Below are 19553 nucleotides of genomic sequence, written 5' to 3'. Positions count from 1 at the left end.
CTCAAAGAAACCACCAACCAAAACCAAGTTTGGTCGGGGGCATTAAAGAACACTAACCAAAACAGTCCGCTGTTGAGTTCTCAAAGAACACACCCACACCATCACCCACAACCCCATTTCAGGGCCGTGCAGCTCCGGGGAGCATTTCCTCTGTTCGCTTTCGTGTTTACCACTCTAGACCATCCCGTTTTCCGGAGTCAAATCGGGGGGGTCACTTTCGTTTCCCCGCATCCAATTCGTTATCTACCAGATATCGAAGCGGTCTGTAGTTTTCAACACGCGCAAGCGTTTCGCATTTTCAAAGTCTTGCCGTTTCGGGCTCACCCACTCTACCACTCGTTCGTGGGAGCTTGGTTCGTGACCCCGCGCCAGGCCCGTTCCGGTTTTCCCGGCCCGTGTCGCGCTGACCTGGATAACTTTACACACCCCGGAACACCCCCTGAACAGCACCCCCCTTTAACGCTGAATCGCCAGGTCAGAGGGCAATTGGAAGTCGAAGAGAGCGGTCAGCTCGGCGATCGTCGAATCGACGTCCCGGTGGTGCACTCCGACCATTCCCGCGTTCACCGCGCCGGCCACGTTCTGCTGGAGGTCGTCCACGAACACGCACTGCCCCGGTTCCAGCCCCAGCCGGTGCGCGGTCAGCAAGTAGATCTCGCGACTCGGTTTCGCGACGGCCACCGCACCGGAGAGCACGACGGTGTCGAAGAGGCCGGCGATTCGCGGATCCGGCAGTCCGCTGGCATTGGACACCACCGCGGTGCTGATCCCGCTCCGACGCGCGTGGTGCGCGACTCCGAGCAGCGGCGGTGAGTCCGCGCGGCCCGGATCGTCCAGCACCCCGGCGTAGTCCAGCAGCAATCCCCTGAGTTCCACGGGCAGCACGGTAGCTCACACGATCGGGCGGTCTGCGGCGAAAAGTGACCTGATTCCGGGGGCAACTTCCTCAGTACTGCGAGGAGTTCTCCCACTTCGACCCCGGAGGCGCCATGACCGCAGTCCTCACGCTCGACGCACCGATCGCCCCGCTCACCACCGGTGATCCCGGTGAGCGCAGCGCCGTCGCCATCGCGACGCACGTCGGCGGGCACGTCTTCGACGTGCTCTCCGGCAGGCGGACCGTGCACGAGATCGGCGAGCACGTGTCCGCGCGGGTGGCCGCGCTGCTGCTGACCACCCGGCTGCACGCAGCACAAGGCCCGGAGCACCGGGTGCGTTCCGTGCACGCCTGCCCGATCACCGAGTTCGCGGTGGAGGCGTGCATGGTCGTCGGAACGAACGACCGGGTCCGGGCCTTGGTGTTGCGCGTCGAGCGGGACGGCGAGCGCTGGGTGTGCACTCGCCTGTCCCTCGTCTGATCAGCGCCGCCGGTTCTTCTTCGACTCGGCGCGCTGAGCCGCCCGCCGCTCGCGGCGGGTGCCGCCGCGGGCTTCCGGCCCCTGCGCGTCATCGCTGCTGGTCTCGACGCCGCCGGTCTCGTTCGGCCCGGAGTAGTTCAGCCGCTGCTGCTCCGGGCCGCCGAGGCCCTTGCCGCGAAGAGCGCTGGGGACGTTGTCGCCACCAGCGGCCGGCGCCCCGCCCAGCTGGCTCAGCGCCGGTCCCGCGGACGCGGGCCGGGCCCGCTTCGGCTGCGGCGCCGGCGGCGGGGTCTGCTGGACGTCGGGGGTGCCGCTGCCGACCTGGCTCACCGACACCGGGACGGCAGGCTCCTCCGGCGCGGGCTGCGGTTCCGCGGCCTCGACCTGCACGTTGAACAGGAATCCGACGGACTCCTCCTTGAGCGCCTCCAGCATCGCCCCGAACATGTCGAAGCCCTCGCGGCGGTACTCGATCAGCGGGTCGCGCTGCGCCATCGCGCGCAGCCCGATGCCCTCCTTGAGGTAGTCCATCTCGTAGAGGTGCTCGCGCCACTTGCGGTCCAGGACGCTGAGCACCACCCGGCGCTCCAGCTCGCGCATCGCACCGGCGCCGACCTTCCCGTCGACCTCGGCCTCGCGCTTGGCGTAGGCGGTGCGCGCGTCCTCCAGGACGATCTCCAGCAGCCGCTCCCTGGTCAGGTCCTCGTCGGAATCGACGAGCTCCTCCCAGCTGATCCCCACCGGGTAGAGCGTCTTCAGCGCGGTCCAGAGCTTCTCGAAGTCCCAGTCCTCGGAGTAGCCGTCGGCGGTCTCCGCGTCGACGTAGGCGGTGACCACGTCGGTGAGCATGTGGTTGACCTGCTCCTGCAGGTCCTCCCCGGCCAGCACCCGGTGCCGCTCGTCGTAGATGACGGTCCGCTGCTGGTTCATGACCTCGTCGTACTTGAGGACGTTCTTGCGGATCTCCATGTTCTGCTGCTCGACCTGGGTCTGCGCGCTGCGGATCGCGCGGCTGACCATCTTGTGCTCGATCGGCACGTCGTCGGGCACCTTGAGGCGGGTCATCACCGTCTCGACCATGGCCGCGTTGAACCGCCGCATCAGCTCGTCGCCCAGCGACAGGTAGAACCGGGACTCGCCGGGGTCGCCCTGCCGGCCGGAACGACCGCGCAGCTGGTTGTCGATGCGCCGGGACTCGTGCCGCTCGGTGCCGAGCACGTAGAGCCCGCCGCTGGCGCGGACCTCCTCGGCTTCGGCCTCGGCCTGCGCCTTGATCTTCTTCACCACCGCGGGCCACTCGGCCTCGTACTCCTCGCGGTTGTCCACCGGGTCCAGGCCCCGGGAGCGGAGTTCGGCGTCGGAGAGGTGGTCGACGTTGCCGCCCAGCACGATGTCGGTACCGCGACCGGCCATGTTGGTGGCGACGGTGACGGCGCCCTTGCGGCCGGCTTCGGCGATGATCGCGGCCTCGCGCGAGTGGTTCTTCGCGTTGAGGACGCTGTGCGGGATGCCCCGCTGGGTCAGCAGCTTCGACAGGTACTCGGAGCGCTCGACGCTGGTGGTGCCGACCAGCACCGGCTGCCCGGCCTGGTGGCGTTCCTCGATGTCCTCGGCGACCGCCTCGAACTTGGCGGGCTCGGTCTTGTAGACCAGGTCCGGCTGGTCCATGCGGGCCAGCGGCTCGTTGGTCGGGATCGGCACCACGCCGAGCTTGTAGGTGGTGTGGAACTCGGCCGCCTCCGTCTCGGCGGTACCGGTCATGCCGCCGAGCTTGTCGTAGAGGCGGAAGTAGTTCTGCAGCGTGATCGTGGCCAGCGTCTGGTTCTCGGCCTTGATCTCGACGCCTTCCTTGGCCTCGATCGCCTGGTGCATGCCCTCGTTGAAGCGGCGCCCGGCCAGGATGCGGCCGGTGAACTCGTCGACGATCAGCACCTCGCCGTCGCGGACGATGTACTCCTTGTCGCGGTGGTAGAGCTCCTTGGCCTTGAGCGCGTTGTTCAGGTAGCCGACCAGCGGGGTGTTCGCGGCCTCGTAGAGGTTCTCGATGCCGAGCTGGTCCTCGATGATCGAGACGCCGTCCTCGGTGACGCCGACGGTGCGCTTGCGCTCGTCGACCTCGTAGTGCTTGTCGCGCTCGAGCATCGGCGCGAGCCGGGCGAACTCCTGGTACCAGCGGGACGACTGGTCCGCGGGGCCGGAGATGATCAGCGGGGTCCGGGCCTCGTCGATCAGGATGGAGTCGACCTCGTCGACGATGGCGAAGTGGTGCCCGCGCTGCACGCAGTCGGCGAGGCTCCAGGCCATGTTGTCGCGCAGGTAGTCGAAGCCGAACTCGTTGTTCGTGCCGTAGGTGACGTCCGCCGCGTAGGCCTTGCGCCGCTGGTCCGGGGTCATCTCGGAGAGGATCGCGCCGACTTCCAGGCCGAGGAAGCGGTGCACGCGGCCCATCCACTCGGCGTCGCGGCGGGCCAGGTAGTCGTTGACCGTGACGACGTGCACGCCCTTGCCGGTGATCGCGTTGAGGTAGGCGGGCAGCACGCAGGTGAGGGTCTTGCCCTCACCGGTCTTCATCTCGGAGATGTTGCCCAGGTGCAGGGACGCACCGCCCATCAGCTGCACGTCGTAGTGGCGCTGGCCGAGCGTGCGCTTGGCCCCTTCGCGGGCCACCGCGAAGGCTTCCGGCAGCAGCTCGTCGAGCGATTCCCCGTCGGCGTGGCGGCGTTTGAACTCGTCGGTCTTGCCCCGCAGCTCGGCGTCGGACAGAGCGGCGACGTCTCCTTCGAGCTCATTGATGTGCGCTGCGATGGCGCGCAGGCGCTTGAGCATCTTGCCCTCGCCGGCGCGGAGCAGTCGGGACAGGACCATCCGGTCGACCTCACTAGCTGATCGTGACGCGTCCGTCACGGACGCTTTGTGGCCATCGTATTAGAGCTGGTGGCTGGGACCGGTCATCCGGTGCTGCCGGGTGGCGGCCCCTCACACGCAGCTGTCCCCCGCGGACCACGGTACGCGGGGGACAGCCGTTCGGGTCGGCGTTGGCGCAGACTCGCCCTACAGGGCGTCCGCCAATCTGATCACTCCGTAGTCGAATCCCTTCCGCCGGTAGACGACGCTCGGCCTACCGCTGTCGGCGTCGGAGAAGAGGTAGAAGTCGTGCCCGACCAGCTCCATCTGGTAGAGGGCCTGGTCGACCGTCATGGGTTTGGCCGAGTGCTCCTTCTCCCGGGCGATGCGGCCGGGTTCGTACCCGTTCTCGGCCATGCGCTGTCCGGGGACTTCGTACTCGGCTGCTTCCTGGGGCGCTTCGAGCAGCGTGGTGCGGCCCTCGGCCGCTGCGGCACCCATCACCACGGGTCGGTCCGCCATCGCCGCGGTCGCCTCTGCCACGGAAGTCGGGTTGTGCTGTCCGTAGTGCACCTTTCTACGGTCGTGCATGCGCCGGAGCCGGCTCTCCAGCTTGGTCGTTGCGGCATCGAGCGCGGCGTAGAAGTCGCCTGCGCAGGCCTCGGCGCGAACGGGTGTGCCCTTGCCCACCAGGGTGATCTCGACTCGCTGGCAGTTCTTGGCCTGACGGGGGTTGCGCTCGTGGAAGAGCTCCACGTCCGCCCGGATTGCCTTCTTGTTGTACCGCTCAAGTCGGGTCAACTTGGCGTTGACGTGGTCCCGGTAGTGCTCGGGAACCGCGACGTTTCGACCCTTGACGACGATATCCATTCACGACCTCCGATTCCGTAGGAGAGGTGCGCGGCGCCAGACAGCGCGATCAGCTCGCTTCCGGCGCCAGGGACATGGGATTTCGCTCCTTCCCTCCGCCAGGGGTTGGCTGGATTGAGTGGCACGTTAGCTCGGTTTACCGATTTGTGACACCCCCCGGGTCGGGCGAAGTCAAGCGGCCACCGAGAGTGATTGGTGCCACCGTTCGAAGCACGCGCGAAGCGTGCGCGGACGGTGCTCGCAGGGACCCTCCACCCCGAATTTTCACCCGATCGGCCGCTCGCCGCGACTGCACCGCGCGAGGCCGTGGTGGGGGCGGATTCTGCCTGCTCACAAACGGAAAACGAACGGCCGCCGGGAGAAGTTCCCGCGGCCGTTCGGACAATGGTGGTTCACCCGTTCTCCTCAACCGGCCGTCGCGGTCAGCGCGAGCACCGCTTCGAACGCGCGACCTGCGGTTCCGAGCGCCTCCAGGCAGGCCGTCGCGGTGGCGGCGGTGGTGATGACGTCGTCGATCAGGACGAGCTGGGCGCCTCGCGGGGGAAGTCGACCGTTCTGGAGGAGCACTCGCCCAGTCAGGTTGCGCACCCGTTCAGCCGCATCGAGGCCTGCCGAGTCCGCTGCCGCGCGGGCGGTCACCAGGCAGTCGGCGACCTCGGTCGGCCAGCCCGCCGCGGTCAGCCGGGTCGCCATCCGGTGCGCGATGCGGCACATGTGCGCGCCGCCGCGGCGGCGGGCCGCGATGGCCCGGGAGGGCGCGGGCACCAGCCACCAGCGGTGGTCGAGCCGGTGCTGCTCGGTGATCGCGCGCAGGCCGGTGGTCAGGTGCCGGGCCAGCGGGTCGGCGAGGTGGCGTTGCCCGGATTCCTTGTAGGCGAGCACCGCGCGGCGGGCGGCGCCGCGGTAGCGGCCGAGCGCGTAGGCCGGTGGCGCGGGCGGCAGCAGCGGGCGCTCGACGCGGTGGAGCCCGCCGAGTTCGCGCGAGCATTCCGGGCACCACGCCGTGGCCGCCGTGCCGCAGCCCGCGCAGTGCAGCGGCAGCAGCAGGTCGACCAGGCCGGAAATGCCGTCGCGGAGCCGGGGAGCGCGCATCGGGTGATCATGGCCCGAACCGGTCGGACGACTCACCGGCGAATGTCGGGCGCCGACCATCCCTCACTCGATCGACTGTCACGAGTCCGATCGATGCCGGTGACTCCCGGTCGCCGACGCCGATGTCAGGTCAGCCCGGGAAGAACGGCAGCGAACTGCTGCCGATGCGGGGTTCCAGCAGCGACCACACGTCGCTCGGCTCCGGCGATGACCAGATGCTGCTGCGATCGGCGACGATCACCGTCGGACCGGGCCCCACGGTGATCGTCTTCATCGGCTGCCCGAGGTTCGCCGAGGTGTAGGGCCGCCAGCGGAACCCGTCCACCGACACGTCGTAGACCGGGAAGCCGTTGCTGTCGGTGATCACCGCCAGGGACTCCTTGTCCCGCCACTCCAGGCCCAGGATCTGCGAGCCCTGCGGGGTGGGCAGGGTGGTCGGGCGCTCCAGCACGACCGAGCCGTCCCGGTCGGCCACCGCGCTGACCACGAGCTTCCCGTCGATCACCGCCGCAGCCCTGGTGCCGTCGCGCGACAGCCGCAGGTCGGCGATCTGCCGCCCGCCGGGGAATTGCGCGGAGTCGACCCGCTGCACGCTCCAGCCGCTGTCGCCGTTGCGCGCCCGGATCACGTCGCGCCCGCCGATCACGGTCCACACCTCGTCGTTCCCGCGCCAGGTCGGCTTGCTCATGAAGCTGCCCAGCGCGCCCAGCTCGGGCAGGGACTCGCCGTAGGGGCCGACGCGCAGCACCACCTCGTCCGGGGACCGGCGGGTCACCGCGGCGATCTTGCGCCCGTCCGGCGACTGCCCGGCCCGGAGCACCTGGTACTCGCCGGATCCGGCCGGACCGGGGATCGGGTCGGCGCGGCTGTCCAGCCGCTTGATCCGCTCGTCGATCACGGCCAGGCCGCCCAGGTCCTGGCGCGGCATGTTGTCGATCTCGTAGCGGGTGAGGTCGGTCGGCCACAGGTCCTGCTCGGTGGACAGCAGCGGCATGCCCTCCTCCTGCAACCGCACCCGCGCGTTGCTGACCTTCTGCAGGGTGAACACGACCTGGGCGGCGATCAGCCACCGCTTCTCGTCGGAGACCTCGCCGAGCTTGCTGAGGTTGACCTCCAGGGCCCCGTCGCCGGTGGCCTCGCTGGTGTTGGTGCGCGGGTGCACCCCGGGCGGGATGGCGGTGCGCAGCGCCGACTGCATCCGCTCCGACGGGCCTGCGGTCAGCAGGTCGATGACCCGGCGCGGCAGCGTGCTGGCCGGTTGCGAGGCCACGTAGCGCAGGTCCGGCACCACGCCGGTCGAGTCGTGGTCGAGGAAGTAGATCGGCACCGAGCGGTAGACGCTGCTGAACGCGTCCCGGCTCACCACCATCTCGGCGGGCGGCGAGGCGATCCGCCACTTCCCGTCGGGCTGGAGCTCGACCCGCACGGTGGTCTCGTACTCGCCGACGTCGGGCGCGAAGGAGGAGTCCTTCAGCAGCCGGCCGATCCGGTCGGCCTGCACGGTCACCAGCTGCACGCCCTCGGGCAGCGGTTCCGGTGGGGGCGCCGGGATGGTGTCGACGTTGTCCACGATCAGCAGGTCGGGGCCGGGCGACCACTGCTTGGCCTGCAGGTCGTCGAGGTGCAGCCGGGCCGCCTCGTAGTTGCTGGCCGGGGCCGCGGAGTCCACGAACCGGCGGACCAGGCCCAGCGGGTCGAGGTTGTCCGGCGGCGGGGTCACCTCCGTCGTGGTGTTGCGCTCGTCGGCCTCCCGCACCGCGACCGGGTCCGACTCCTCCGGGATCGACGCGCACGCCGTCAGCGGAACCAGCAGCACCGAGAGCACCGCGAGCCAGCGGGTGGCGCGGCCGACCATCATTCGTCCTCCCAGGTGTTCTCCGACAACCGCGCGGGACCGCGATCCTGGATCTCGCCCTCGCCGGCTTCGCCGTCCTGCGGCCGCTCCACCGACGCCGCCAGCAGTGCTTCCGGCGCGGCGATGCGGCGCGTGCCGGGCAGCGGCAGCGGGCTGCTGTCGAACTCCCCACCGGGATGGCGGGGAAGGGTGACGCGGAAGCACGAACCTTCGCCCGGCTCGCCCCAGGCGTCGAGCGCTCCGCCGTGCAACCGGGCGTCCTCCTGGCTGATCGACAGCCCCAGCCCGGTGCCGCCGGTGCGCCGGTTCCGGGACGGGTCGGCGCGCCAGAACCTGGTGAACACCAGCTCCGCCTCCCCGGAGCGCAGGCCGACGCCGTAGTCCCGGACGGTCACCGCGACGGCCTGCTCGTTGCTGCCGAAGCGGATCTCCACCGGCCCGCCCTCGGCGTGGTCGATCGCGTTGGCCACCAGGTTCCGCATGATCCGCTCGACGCGGCGGGCGTCGGCGACGATGTCCAGCTCCGCGGCGCCGCAGGCGGGCACGTTCACCCGCAGCTCGACACCGCCCTCGTCGGCGATCGGGCGCAGCGCCTCCACCGAGCGCTCCACCAGTTCGACGAGGTCGACCTGCTCGGCGGACAGGTCGGCTACCCCGGCGTCCAGCCGGGAGATCTCCAGCAGGTCGGCCAGCAGCAGCTCGAAGCGGTCCAGCTCGTCGACCAGCAGCTCGGTGGAGCGGGACAGGCCGGGCGGGAACTGCTCGCGGGAGGCGTGCAGCACGTCGGCGGCCATCCGCACCGTCGTCAGCGGGGTGCGCAGCTCGTGCGAGACGTCGGAGGTGAACCGGCGCTGCAGCTGGCCGAACTCCTCCAGCTGCGTGATCTGCTGCTTGAGGCTGTCGGCCATCTCGTTGAACGACTCGGCCAGGCGCGCGACGTCGTCCTCGCCGATCACCCGCATGCGCTTGTCCAGGTCGCCCTCGGCGAGCTGCTCGGCGATCTGCGCGGCCTGCCGCACCGGGCGCACGATCTGCCTGGTCACCAGGTTCGTGATCAGGCCGAGCAGGACCAGCAGCACCGCACCGCTGATCAGCAGGGTCTGCTGCACGACCTGCAGGGTGTCCTGCTCCGCGCGGAGGGGGAACATCATGTACAGCTGCAGCGACCGGGTGGCGCTGCTCACCGGCGTACCGATGATCAGCATCGTGACCAGGCCGCTGTCCCGCCCCACGGTCCTGATCTTGGTGGCGAGCTGGCCGCGCTCGGCGAACAGGCGCAGGTCCTCCGGCACGTCCTCCACCGGGCCCGCCGAGGGCTGGTCGGGGCGCTCGACCGGCGCGAGCCCGTCGACCAGCACCGGGGTGAAGGCGCCGGCCACCGTCTCCGCCTTGGACTGGCCGGAGGAGGACGTGGTCAGGCGGTTCAGGGCGGCCGCCAGCTGCTCGTCGATGCTGTCGGAGTTGGGGTCCACCGCGGTGAGCTCGCGCTCCAGGATCGGCAGACTGGTCTCGACCTGGGTGATCGCAGCGTCCTCTTTGGAGTCCAGCAGCTGGGCGGTGATCTGCCACTGCAACACCATGCCCAGGACGATCACCACGGCCAGCGAGAGCGCGAGCGTGCTGACCACCACGCGCAGCTGCATCGAGCGGCGCCAGAGGGCCTCGAAGCGGCGCCAGCGGGCGCGGAGCTCCTCCTGGACACGACTCACCAGCCGCCGCACCCAGCGGCTTCGACGCGTCCACACGTTCACGACAACCGTCGCCCTCCACGATTACGACCCGGTTGGAAAACTGTGCCAGGGGGCCGATCCGAGGGCCGCACCGGCCCTCGACGTGCGAAGAGCGCCCGCTCGGCGAGCAGGCGCTCCAGGTCCGGTCAGCCGATCACGGGGGGCCGGCCTTGTAACCGACACCGCGCACCGTCAGCACCACCTCGGGGCGCTCCGGGTCGCGCTCCACCTTCGAGCGCAGCCGCTGGACGTGCACGTTGACCAGGCGCGTGTCCGCCGCGTGGCGGTACCCCCAGACCTGCTCCAGCAGGACCTCGCGGGTGAAGACCTGGCGCGGCTTGCGGGCCAGCGCCACCAGCAGGTCGAACTCCAGCGGGGTCAGCGCGATCGGCTGGCCGTCCCTGGTCACCTCGTGGCCGGGCACGTCGATGGTCACGTCGCCGATGGTGAGCACTTCGGCCGGTTCGGCATCGGTGCGGCGCAGCCGGGCGCGCAGCCGGGCCACCAGCTCCTTCGGCTTGAACGGCTTGACCACGTAGTCGTCGGCGCCCGATTCCAGGCCGAGCACGACGTCCACGGTGTCGCTCTTGGCGGTCAGCATCACGATCGGCACGACGGACTCGGTGCGGATGGCCTTGCAGACGTCGATGCCGTTCATCCCGGGCAGCATCAGGTCCAGCAGGACCAGGTCCGGCTTGAGCTCCCGCAGGGCAGGCAGCGCCTTGGTGCCATCGCTGACGACGGCGGTCTCGAACCCCTCTCCCCGGAGCACGATGGTCAGCATTTCGGCCAGGGCCGGATCGTCGTCCACCACGAGCACGCGTGCCTTCATGTCCAACATGGTTGCACTTCTGCACCGGCTGCCGTGCACGCACCCGCTGATCGTCATCGCAGGTCGGGCCGCCGATACCCGGAAAAGCCCAGCTCATACCGCCGAATGGAGCAGCGCCGGGGTGATCTGGGTCGCCGCTTCAAGGACTGCTGGTGGCCGCGTTGCATGCGTGGTCGCTTGGCGGAACCCGAGCTGCTTCCCCGGACTGCGGGTGCCCCTCCTGATGTACGACCAGGCAGACGCTTGGGGCCTGCTCCGGTCAGGCGAGCACGTGCTCGTCGACGATCGCGGCGAAGTCGACCTGGCCGGAACCGTCCACCACGAGCCACGGCGACCACCAGCCGGCCGCCGCGAGCTGCGCGTAGACCTCGCCGCAGCGCTGCTGCAGCCCGGCGTCGGACTCGAAGTTGTCGCGCTGGCGGTCCGCCTCGGTGCGTTCGCGGTGCTCGGCGCGCTGGGCCGCCACCTCCGTCGGAACCTGGAGCAGGATCTGCAGGTCCGGCTTGGGCAGCGCGAAGCGGCCGGTCTCCAGCTCCTGGACCCAGGCGACGAAGTCGCCGCTGCTGTCCTGATGGAGCCGGGCGGCGCCGTAGGCGGCGTTCGAGGCGACGTAGCGGTCGAGCAGGAGGACGTCGTGGGTGCGCAGGTCGTCGCGGAGCGCGGCTGCCGCGGAGCGGCGGTCGAGCGCGTTGAGCACCGCCATGCCGTAGACGGAGTCGCCGAGGTCGCCGTGGCCGCCGCGGAGCGCCTCGCCGATGAGCTCACCGTGGACGTCGTCGGTGTAGCGCGGGAACGCGGCGCGCGCCACGGAGCGGCCGCGGGCGGTGAGCTCCGCGGTGATGCCGCTGGCGAAGGTGCGCTTGCCCGCACCGTCCAAGCCTTCGATGACGATCAGTCGACCCACGACATCGACGGTAGTCGAACACCGCGAGCCCTTCCGACGGCCTCCCCCTGCCCGCTCGTCCCGGCGTTGCCACTGGGCGGATCGCATTGTATACCGATTGTATGCAGAAGACGCACACGTATCAGCTGACGGTGACGTGGACCGGCAACACCGGCGAGGGCACCACCTCCTACCGCGGGTACAGCCGCGAGCACGTGGTGGAGATGGCGGGCAAACCGCCGCTGACCGCTTCGGCCGACCCGGCGTTCCGCGGCGACCCGAACCTGCCCAATCCGGAGGACTTCCTGGTCGCGGCGCTGTCCGAGTGCCACATGCTCTGGTACCTCGCGCTGTGCAGCAGCTCCGGCGTCGTGATCACCGACTACCGCGACGAGGCGAGCGCGACCATGGTCGAGGTGCCCGAGACCGGCGGCCACTTCACCGAGGTCGTCCTCCGCCCGAAGGTGGTGGTCGCCGACCCGGCGATGCTGCCGAAGGCCCGCGCACTGCACGAACAAGCCCACCGCAAGTGCTACATCGCGAACTCGGTCAACTTCCCGGTCCACCACGAACCGGAGATCACCACCGCCGGGTGACGGAGAGTGTCCGGAACAGCCGCCATCCGGGTTCAGTTGGTCTGATCCAACTCGATGGAGTCGTTGCCCACTGCAGAGTCGGGGAACGTGACCAGCACTGACCACCCCCGGTATCGGACGTTCCGCGACCAACTGCCAGCCCCCGTCTGGCATGAGCTGCTCAGCATCGGTTCACCGAAGCTGTATCGCCCCGGCGACGTGCTGTTACGCGAAGGCTCCGAGGACACGTTCGTACTGGTGGTCGTCGAAGGTGTCTGCAAGGTGGTCGCAGCTCGCCCGGGCCGCGGACAGACTTTGATCGCCGTCCGCGGCCCAGGCGACACGTTGGGCGAATTCTCCGCAATCGATGACGCGCGCAGGTCAGCGAGCGTCTATGCGGTTACCGAGTGCAGGACAAGGCTCGTCCGCGGCACAACGTTCGTCGGGTTCTTGAGCCGCCACCGTCTCGAAGCAACGCTGTCCCGCTACTTGAGCGCCAAACTTCGCTGGAACAGCACGATGGTGTCGGAGCTCGCTGGCCTCTCGGTGCGCGCCAAGGTCGCATGGCTGCTGATGCGGCTCGCCACTATGGCAGCTCCTGACACGTTCATCCCGCTCTACCAGAAGGAAATGGCCGAACTGCTCGGGGTGGCAGCCAGCTCGGTGAAGGCCGCACTCGGACACTTCCGCGAGCAGGGCTTGCTACGCACCGAGGTCGGCGGCGTGCACCTGCTTGCCCTAGACGCTCTTACCGACGAAATCCACTCCGACAACCTGGAGTGACCCATCGCACTCCTCGCGGAGTCCAATTTCGGACTCGGTGCGGTGAGCCGCGCGCCGAAGCTCGCCTCATACCGAAACCGAGCCCGAAGGACAGCTCCAGATGACGAATGCAGCTGTGTCACACCCCCGCCGCAGCAAGCAACTCCCTCCCTATCGAGCGGTGTTCGCCGTGGATGCGAAGGGGTTCAGCGACGCTCCGAGTGCCCACCAGGAACAGCTCGGGAAGGAAATCCCGCAGCTGCTGGAGCAGGCGCTCGGGCAGTGCGGCCTGTCCCGTCTGTGGGAAACGCGGTTGTTCGGAGCCTCTACCGGCGACGGCTACTACTTCGGTGTGGATGCCGTGGACACCCCGTTCCTGGTTGATCCACTCCTCCGCGAGCTGCAGGAAGTGCTGGAAGCGCACGATGAAGTGGTGCGTGCCCGCAGTCGCGACCTGCGCATGCGACTGCGGGCGAGTATCCACGTGGGCCCGATCCCGGACAGCGGATTGGCCACACCGATGAACGAGACGCACCGTCTGCTGGACTCCCAGCCGGTCCGCGATGTGCTGAGCAAGTCCGACCCGGACACCACCTTCCTGGCAGTGATCCTGTCGCAACGAGTGTTCACAGACGCCGTTGACGCCGGGTACACGAAACTCCGGCGCACCCAGTTCCTGCGCAACGCCGTGAGCGTCAAGAACTTCCACGACGTCGGCTGGCTCTACATCCCATGCCCATCGGTACCGCTCGGCGAACTCGACCCCATCGACGGGGTCTCCTGGGTCGACGTCAGCGGGCTCGAGACCAAGTCGACGGTTCCAGCTCCCTCGGTCACCTCGCGGATCGAGTTCGGCACCGTGAAGCAGAGCGCGATCGCCGAGAAGCACGACGGCGACAACAACTTCAACTTCGGCAGCTAGGTCGGTGACGCGCGATGACCACGATGGACAGCACCATCGAGACCGCGAGCCAAAGCCCTGTTGCCGCCGAGCACCACGGTGACAACAACTACACCTACAACTACACCTACGGCTCGCAGAAACTGCTCGCTCGGAGCCGTTACGACAGCAGCTGGCTGATCTGGCTGACGCAAGTCTTCGAGCCTCCGACCGGGTACTCGGGTGCGCTCGAGAAACTTCGCAACAACCACCGGATCGTGATCACGGGTAATGCGGACAGCGGGTTGCACACCGCCGCGACGATGCTCCTGCACGAGGCGAAGACCTCTCCTCGCATGGTGACGGTCGAGCAGGACCTGCGGCTGTCCGAGTACATCGGTGATCGAACCGGGTTGCTCATCGACCTCCGCAGCACCGCCGAGATGTCCCCGGGCGACGTTTCAGATCAGCTGGCCGCGTTGGAAGCGGAGCTGACCTCGACCGAGAGCCGTGCGGTGGTGATCGTGCCGCCCGAAGTCAAGCACGACGTCGAGGTGCTACGAACCGATCCGGCGAACATCGTCTGGTTCGACCCGCCGGTTCCCGCGTCTGTGCTGATCAAGCACCTCGAAGCCGTGACGGACCCGACAGCCGCCGTGCACGAGGCGATCGCCGCCGCCCGTTCCCAGGCGGACAGCCAGCTCCGCGCCCTGTTGGACGGTGCGAGCCCGAACCGTGCGAGGGCACTGGCGGAACTGATCCGCGACCTCAGCTGCGCTGTTCCGCATCGGTGCCTCGACGAGCTGTACCCCGACATCGAAGCGGGTTTCCACGCATGGCAGGACGAGGTGGACCAGTGGTACCGCGACCACAAGTCGACCGACGACCGGGCGTTGCTCGTGGCTCTCGCCGCGCTCGATGGAGCACCCACCTTCGTCATAGCCGAAGAAGCCGGCGAGCTGGTCCGCGTGTCCGGTTCGGGCGGATTCCCTCCTTTCGACGCTGATGGCCTGCGCGACCGACTCGATCAGATGCACGCCCAGCTGAACCGACACCGGGTCGGTTTCAGCAGGCCGGGCTTCGCCGACGCCGTCTTCAACTACGTGTGGCTCGACCAGCCGTGGCTGCGCAGGACCATCTTGGAATGGCTCAGCACGCTGCCAGCACGACTCGGAAGGCGGCTCGACGCAGAGCTCATCGACGCGTTGAGCGACCGCCTGCTCGCCGTGGCCACCGAGTTCAACGATCCTGATGTGATCATCGATGTCGGTCGGGCCTGGGCATCGCGAAAGTCAGAAACGGCCGCTCGGCTCCTGACCAACAGCGCCCTTGATCCGATTCTCGGGCGACGGACGCGGGCAGCCCTCAAGGACTGGGCCACCAGCTCACCAACCGCAGCCGTGGCCGCCGTCGTCGCCTCGGTGTGCGGCGGCGACCTCGCGCAGGTCGACCTGCAGCTCTGCCTCACCAGGCTCCGCTACCTCGCTGCATCCGGCTCCAACGAGCGAGTCTCCGCGCTGGGCACCGCAGCCGTGCGCACGCTGGCAGAGCGTGAAGAAACAGCACCGGGCGTGCTCACCCGCGTCCGATCCTGGTGCACGTACCCGGCAACCTCGCCTGCACGACGGGATGGAACGGCCATCTTCCTGATGCTCGCGCAAGCGCCCATCACAGGTCCGACAGGCGAGGGCGATCTCGATCGGGACCTTCGAACGTGCTGGCGGCACACCATGGATCTGCTGCCCAACGGGCCACGGCGCGTGCGCGAGCTGTGGCAAGCCGCAATCGACACCTGGCTTGACAACGCCGTGAGCGGGCCCAGAACGGATCAGATCTTGGCGATGCTGGTAAGCGCCGCTGCGTCATCCGGGCTGCGCGTTGCCCAGCTCGAGCACGCAACCCGGCAGTGGGCTGGAGACCGAACGGACCGGGCCAGCGTGTTGCGGGACCTGCTCACCCGGTTGCGCGGTGTCGACCCCGCCCGGCGGAAGGTCGATGAGCTGCGCAGATCTTTCCAGCACTTCCGCCGCACCTCCTCTTAACACGATCTCCAGAGGAAATGTCATGACGTTCACGCAGAACATGGTCACCGGGCTCAACAAACTGGCGAGCTGGCTCGCCAACCGAAAGGGGATACCGTTCCCGCAGTTCGGACACCTGCCGGGGCACTGGTACGCCACCCGGATGCACGCGCAGTTACCAGGTGCGATCAACGGATCCTCTTTCGAGGCAAGTTTCGAGCTGCACTGGCAGGTTCTTCCCGAAGTCCCGCCGGACCTGAACCCTGAGACTTTCATCAAGTCGGAAGCGGGCCGTCTGGCACAGGCGCTGACGAAGCAGTCCCTGGTGACGCAGCGCGAGCTGGTTCAAGCGGAGATCAACCGTCACCTGGCCTCGTTGACCGGTCCTGGCCTGGTCGGCCGCGGAGAGGTCACGCTCGCGGTGTCCGACGAACACCGCAAGGGAACCGAGAGCTACCTAAAGCTCCTCCAACACCGCGAGAACAGCGTGATGGCTCGCGCGATCAAAGCCGAGGAGCGCGAGTACTTGAGGACAGAGGTGTTTCCCGACCGGCAGGCCGCCCTCCTCTGGTGGGTGCAGGACGACCCCGGCCGTGCGAACAAGCTCGGCGACCTGGAGCGCCTCCTCGAGCACTACGAGGGTGGGCCAAATGTGGAGGTACGCGACGGTCTGCTCGGCGAGCTCGAGACCCGCCTCGCTCAACTCGACGAGGCGTCCCGGGAGCACCTGCTCCGGAGCTTCGCAGAGATGATCGAGCTGCTCACCGAACCGGAGTCTGCTGCCGTCTGACCTCGATGTTCGCGAGTGCTGTGCAGCCCGCGAACATCGAACCAGCCAACAGTCGCGGTGAGCCGTTCTGCGCGGCGATTCGTCGTGGGTGGATGCGTCTGGTCGGGTGGAGTCCGCCGATCCCGGGACAGCGGGTGGTCCGGGCGATCAGAATCATGGGCGCAGAGCTCGCCAGATGTCGATCTGCCGTGGAGAATCGATCATCGGTGCTCGATGATCACGACGAATCGGGAGGATCCAGTGCAGATTCCCGGGCCCGACACCCGCGTGGTCGAGCTGCGGGTGCACGGAATCCTCGGTGCCACCGGCGATGAGCTGACCGACTCCGTCGCTTCGGTCGACGTCGCAGGCGATGGCGTCGGGCGGATCATGCGGCCGGCCGACCGGTTGCGCCGTCCGGTGCCGGGGCCGGTGCTGTCGACCGGCGACCGCTCGGTGCCCCGGATCGTCGAGGGGTACGTCTGGGGCGGCATGACCTCCGGCGGCCTGGCGAAGGCGACCTGGGCGCTGCTGTTCCCGTTCGCGCTGGCGAACATGGCGCACTGGATGCTGCCACCGGTCCGCAGCGGCAACCCCATCAGCCGAGCGCTCGCCACGACGTTGCGCGCCCTGCTCCGGCTGTCCGCGCTGCTGCTGACGATGTTGTTCGTCGCCCAGCTCACCGTGGTCAGCCTCGACCTGGTGGCCGCGCAGTGCCTGAGTCCCGGTGCGCCCTGCCTCGAGTTCGTGCCGGAGGCCGTCCGCTCCATCGACGTGCTGCGCTCCTCGGTGGCGTTGCTGCCGATCGCGCTCGTCATCCTCCTCATGCATCGCCTGTCCACTGTGTCCTGGCAGGTCTCGGCGCCGAAGACGGACAAGCCGCAGCACTCCGCCCGCGCCCCGATGCTGCCCGGCGCGAACGTCGTCTCCGATCCGGACACCCCCGCTCTGCGCGCTCTGCACGTGATCGCCGCGCTGTCCACCGTGGCCATGCTCGCGCTCGGCGGGCCGTTCCTGACCACCGCGGATCCGCGGTGGATCCTGGCCGCCGCGCTGATCGGCATCTGCCTGATCGGCACGATCGCCCTCGACGACCCCGCCCGGATGTACCCGGACGGCAAGGAGAAGGTGCTGCGGACGCTGTTCAGCCGCACCTCGCGCCGCACGCTGATCACCACCGCCGCGCTGCTGCTGGGCTCGGTCGCGCTGCTCCCCGGCCCGCTCGCCGGGCCGCTGCCGGGCTCCGGCCCGACCATCGACGCCATCACCAGCGTCATGGTGATCACCTGCGTCGCCGTCGCGGTCCTGCTCACCCCGGCCACGCTGCTCGCCCGGCACACCTGGAAGACCTGCCCGCCACCGCTGCGCCCGTGGGCCGGCGGGTGGATGTCCGCTCCCGTGCTGATGTTCGCGTGCATGCTCGGCGCCGGTTTCGGTGCCGGGCTCGCGTTCACCGTGCGCCAGACCCTCGTCGTCGATGACGCACCCGGCGCGCCAGGACCGACGCTCCCGGAAGCGTTCAACGACGTCACGGTCTTCTGGGGCGCCACCGCCGTGCTGCTGGCGCTGGCCGCGGTCATCGGCATCCCGTTGCTGCTGCTGAAGCGGTGGCGCACCGCTCGCACCGACGACGACAGCTCCATCCCGGACGAGATCGCGCTGCTGCACGCCGGGCGCCCGGAGGACCAGCGCGCCGCTGCGAACGCCTGGAAGTGGGCCGCCCTGCAGCGCCGCTACTCCCACGTCGCCCTCCTGGTGATCGCCGGAGTGCTGGCGATCAGCACCGCGGTGACCGTGATCGTCCGAACGATCGACCTCCCTCCTCTGATGGACACCGGCTGGCTGGTCGCGATCGGTGTCGCCTCGCTGGCAGCGCTGGCCGTCGGGTTGTTGCGGATGGTCTTCCGCGCGGCGGGCAAGCAGGACACCGCCCGCTACCTCGGCGTGCTCTGCGACCTCGTGCTCTTCTGGCCGCGCGAGGCGCACCCGGTGGTGCCGCCCTGCTACGCCCTGAAGGTCATCCCGGAGCTCGCCGATCGCGCCACCGAGCACCTGGCCGACCCGAACACCCGCGTCGTGCTCGTCGGGCACAGCCAGGGCAGCCTGCTCGCCGCCGTGGCGGCCGCCCGGCTGCTCGACTCGCTGCCGGAAGCCGACCGCGAGCGCGTCGGGCTGGTCACCGCGGGATCCCAGCTGCAGTGGGCGTACCCGCGCGCCTTCCCCGGCGTGGTGCCGCACACCTCGCTGCGCGACCTCGCCGGGACGCTCGGCGGGCGCTGGCGCTCGCTGTGCCGCGGCACCGACCCGCTCGGCGGGGCCGTGACCACCTGGAACCGGCAGGTCTACGACGGCATGCTGATCGGCGTCGGTTTCCGCGCCGACGGCACCGAGGGCCCGCTGCCCGCCGCCACCCGCGGCCCCACCGGCGCGCTGGTGCTCGGCGGCGACCACTGGCTGCCCGACCCGCAGCGCGGACCGTTCGCCTGCCGCCGCTGGGTGCCGGGCGTGCTGGGGCACAGCGACTACCCGGGCGACCCCGAGTGGGACCGCGCGGTCGCGATGGCCGCAGGCCTGGAGACCCCGGTCCGCGGCGCCACGCTGCCGCTGCGCCCGCAGACGCCCACACCGGCGCAGGCCCCAGCCGTGCCCAGCGCGCCGAAGACCTCGCAGCTGACCGCGCAGGGCGGCGACGGCGGATCGCTCACCGACTCCGTCGAGGAGCTGACCCACGCGGCCGACGAGCCCGAGCCCGTCCAGGACGACGAGGTCGCGCCGGAGACCGCACCGGAGCCCAAGGACGCGAAGGTCCGGCCCAAGCCGTCGGTGCTGCCCGAGATCACCGAGCCCCGCGGTCGCAGCGCCCCGTGGGAGCGCGCGATGGCGCTGGGCACCGGCGAGCGCTGAGCCGCCTGCCCCTGCAGCGCGGTCCGGCACGCGCCGGACCGCCGCGCACCCCCGAGGGCAACAGCGGTGGGTGTTCGCTCAGCGCTCTTCGCGCACCGGCCCGAGGAGATGCCGGTGCACCGGCACGCGCCCGGTGGTTCGTAATTCGCCGGTGGTTCCCGGATTCAGTCGTCATGAG

The 19553-nt window shown here is 69.3% G+C and carries 15 protein-coding genes; 7 read left to right on the top strand and 8 right to left on the bottom strand.

All coding sequences use genetic code 11. The features are described 5' to 3' along the window. Positions 1–456 precede the first annotated feature (456 nt). Positions 457–876, bottom strand: coding sequence for an HAD-IA family hydrolase (locus OU416_RS38210; RefSeq protein ID WP_270931976.1), 420 nt, complete (start codon positions 874–876; stop codon positions 457–459). Positions 877–989: 113 nt separating this feature from the next. Here OU416_RS38210 and OU416_RS38205 point away from each other — a divergent pair, with 113 nt between their 5' ends. Beyond that, positions 990–1358 (top strand): Rv3235 family protein, encoded by a 369-nt coding sequence (locus tag OU416_RS38205; RefSeq protein WP_270931975.1) that lies wholly within the window; start codon positions 990–992, stop codon positions 1356–1358. On the opposite strand, the gene secA is transcribed toward OU416_RS38205, so the two are convergent. From secA to OU416_RS38170, 7 genes are all read right to left on the bottom strand, one after another. Next, positions 1359–4223 (bottom strand): preprotein translocase subunit SecA, encoded by a 2865-nt coding sequence (gene secA / locus OU416_RS38200; protein ID WP_270931974.1) that lies wholly within the window; start codon positions 4221–4223, stop codon positions 1359–1361. It abuts the gene before it with no gap. Between the two features lie 186 nt (positions 4224–4409). Next, positions 4410–5072 carry a ribosome hibernation-promoting factor, HPF/YfiA family gene (hpf, locus tag OU416_RS38195; RefSeq protein ID WP_270931973.1) on the bottom strand — a complete coding sequence of 221 codons (663 nt, stop codon included), beginning with the start codon at positions 5070–5072 and terminating at the stop codon, positions 4410–4412. Between the two features lie 405 nt (positions 5073–5477). After that, entirely contained in the window at positions 5478–6164 is a 687-nt protein-coding gene (locus OU416_RS38190; RefSeq protein ID WP_270931972.1) for a ComF family protein, read from the bottom strand. Between the two features lie 130 nt (positions 6165–6294). Continuing rightward, a complete protein-coding gene (locus tag OU416_RS38185) occupies positions 6295–8022 on the bottom strand; it encodes an LpqB family beta-propeller domain-containing protein (RefSeq protein WP_270931971.1) in 1728 nt (575 codons plus the stop codon). Beyond that, complete coding sequence (mtrB, locus tag OU416_RS38180; RefSeq protein WP_270931970.1) at positions 8019–9728, bottom strand: MtrAB system histidine kinase MtrB; 1710 nt, start codon at positions 9726–9728, stop codon at positions 8019–8021. Before mtrB ends, OU416_RS38185 begins: the two co-directional genes overlap by 4 nt. 175 nt (positions 9729–9903) lie before the next feature. Then, the gene (gene mtrA, locus OU416_RS38175; protein WP_093160527.1) at positions 9904–10581 is read right to left on the bottom strand and encodes an MtrAB system response regulator MtrA; all 678 of its coding nucleotides are present in this window, start codon (positions 10579–10581) and stop codon (positions 9904–9906) included. 259 nt (positions 10582–10840) lie between these two features. Beyond that, positions 10841–11485: a dTMP kinase gene (locus OU416_RS38170; protein ID WP_270931969.1), complete on the bottom strand. Its 645-nt coding sequence runs from the start codon at positions 11483–11485 to the stop codon at positions 10841–10843. Between the two features lie 101 nt (positions 11486–11586). Here OU416_RS38170 and OU416_RS38165 point away from each other — a divergent pair, with 101 nt between their 5' ends. The 6 genes from OU416_RS38165 (at position 11587) to OU416_RS38140 (ending at position 19375) form a co-directional block, all read left to right on the top strand. After that, entirely contained in the window at positions 11587–12060 is a 474-nt protein-coding gene (locus tag OU416_RS38165) for an OsmC family protein (RefSeq protein ID WP_270931968.1), read from the top strand. 87 nt (positions 12061–12147) lie between these two features. Beyond that, positions 12148–12822, top strand: a complete 675-nt coding sequence (locus OU416_RS38160; RefSeq protein ID WP_270931967.1) for a Crp/Fnr family transcriptional regulator — start codon at positions 12148–12150, stop codon at positions 12820–12822. 160 nt (positions 12823–12982) lie between these two features. Continuing rightward, positions 12983–13723 (top strand): hypothetical protein, encoded by a 741-nt coding sequence (locus OU416_RS38155; protein ID WP_270931966.1) that lies wholly within the window; start codon positions 12983–12985, stop codon positions 13721–13723. A 14-nt stretch (positions 13724–13737) separates the two neighbouring features. Beyond that, a complete protein-coding gene (locus OU416_RS38150) occupies positions 13738–15723 on the top strand; it encodes a hypothetical protein (protein WP_270931965.1) in 1986 nt (661 codons plus the stop codon). Between the two features lie 22 nt (positions 15724–15745). Next, a complete protein-coding gene (locus OU416_RS38145; RefSeq protein WP_270931964.1) occupies positions 15746–16492 on the top strand; it encodes a hypothetical protein in 747 nt (248 codons plus the stop codon). Positions 16493–16732: 240 nt separating this feature from the next. Continuing rightward, the gene (locus tag OU416_RS38140; RefSeq protein WP_270931963.1) at positions 16733–19375 is read left to right on the top strand and encodes a hypothetical protein; all 2643 of its coding nucleotides are present in this window, start codon (positions 16733–16735) and stop codon (positions 19373–19375) included. Positions 19376–19553: the final 178 nt, after the last annotated feature.

It is taken from the genome of Saccharopolyspora indica, from assembly GCF_027853965.1.
Lineage (GTDB): Bacteria > Actinomycetota > Actinomycetes > Mycobacteriales > Pseudonocardiaceae > Saccharopolyspora > Saccharopolyspora indica.
This window is presented reverse-complemented; position numbering and strand designations above follow the sequence as displayed.

What these genes read in the sequence shown, in the direction of transcription:
- secA (WP_270931974.1), bottom strand. Translation starts at nt 4,223, where the DNA reads ATGGTCCTGTCCCGACTGCTCCGCGCCGGCGAGGGCAAGATGCTCAAG.
- mtrA (WP_093160527.1), bottom strand. Translation starts at nt 10,581, where the DNA reads ATGAAGGCACGCGTGCTCGTGGTGGACGACGATCCGGCCCTGGCCGAA.
- hpf (WP_270931973.1), bottom strand. Translation starts at nt 5,072, where the DNA reads ATGGATATCGTCGTCAAGGGTCGAAACGTCGCGGTTCCCGAGCACTAC.
- OU416_RS38165 (WP_270931968.1), top strand. Translation starts at nt 11,587, where the DNA reads ATGCAGAAGACGCACACGTATCAGCTGACGGTGACGTGGACCGGCAAC.
- OU416_RS38185 (WP_270931971.1), bottom strand. Translation starts at nt 8,022, where the DNA reads ATGATGGTCGGCCGCGCCACCCGCTGGCTCGCGGTGCTCTCGGTGCTG.
- OU416_RS38150 (WP_270931965.1), top strand. Translation starts at nt 13,738, where the DNA reads ATGACCACGATGGACAGCACCATCGAGACCGCGAGCCAAAGCCCTGTT.
- OU416_RS38190 (WP_270931972.1), bottom strand. Translation starts at nt 6,164, where the DNA reads ATGCGCGCTCCCCGGCTCCGCGACGGCATTTCCGGCCTGGTCGACCTG.
- OU416_RS38205 (WP_270931975.1), top strand. Translation starts at nt 990, where the DNA reads ATGACCGCAGTCCTCACGCTCGACGCACCGATCGCCCCGCTCACCACC.
- OU416_RS38145 (WP_270931964.1), top strand. Translation starts at nt 15,746, where the DNA reads ATGACGTTCACGCAGAACATGGTCACCGGGCTCAACAAACTGGCGAGC.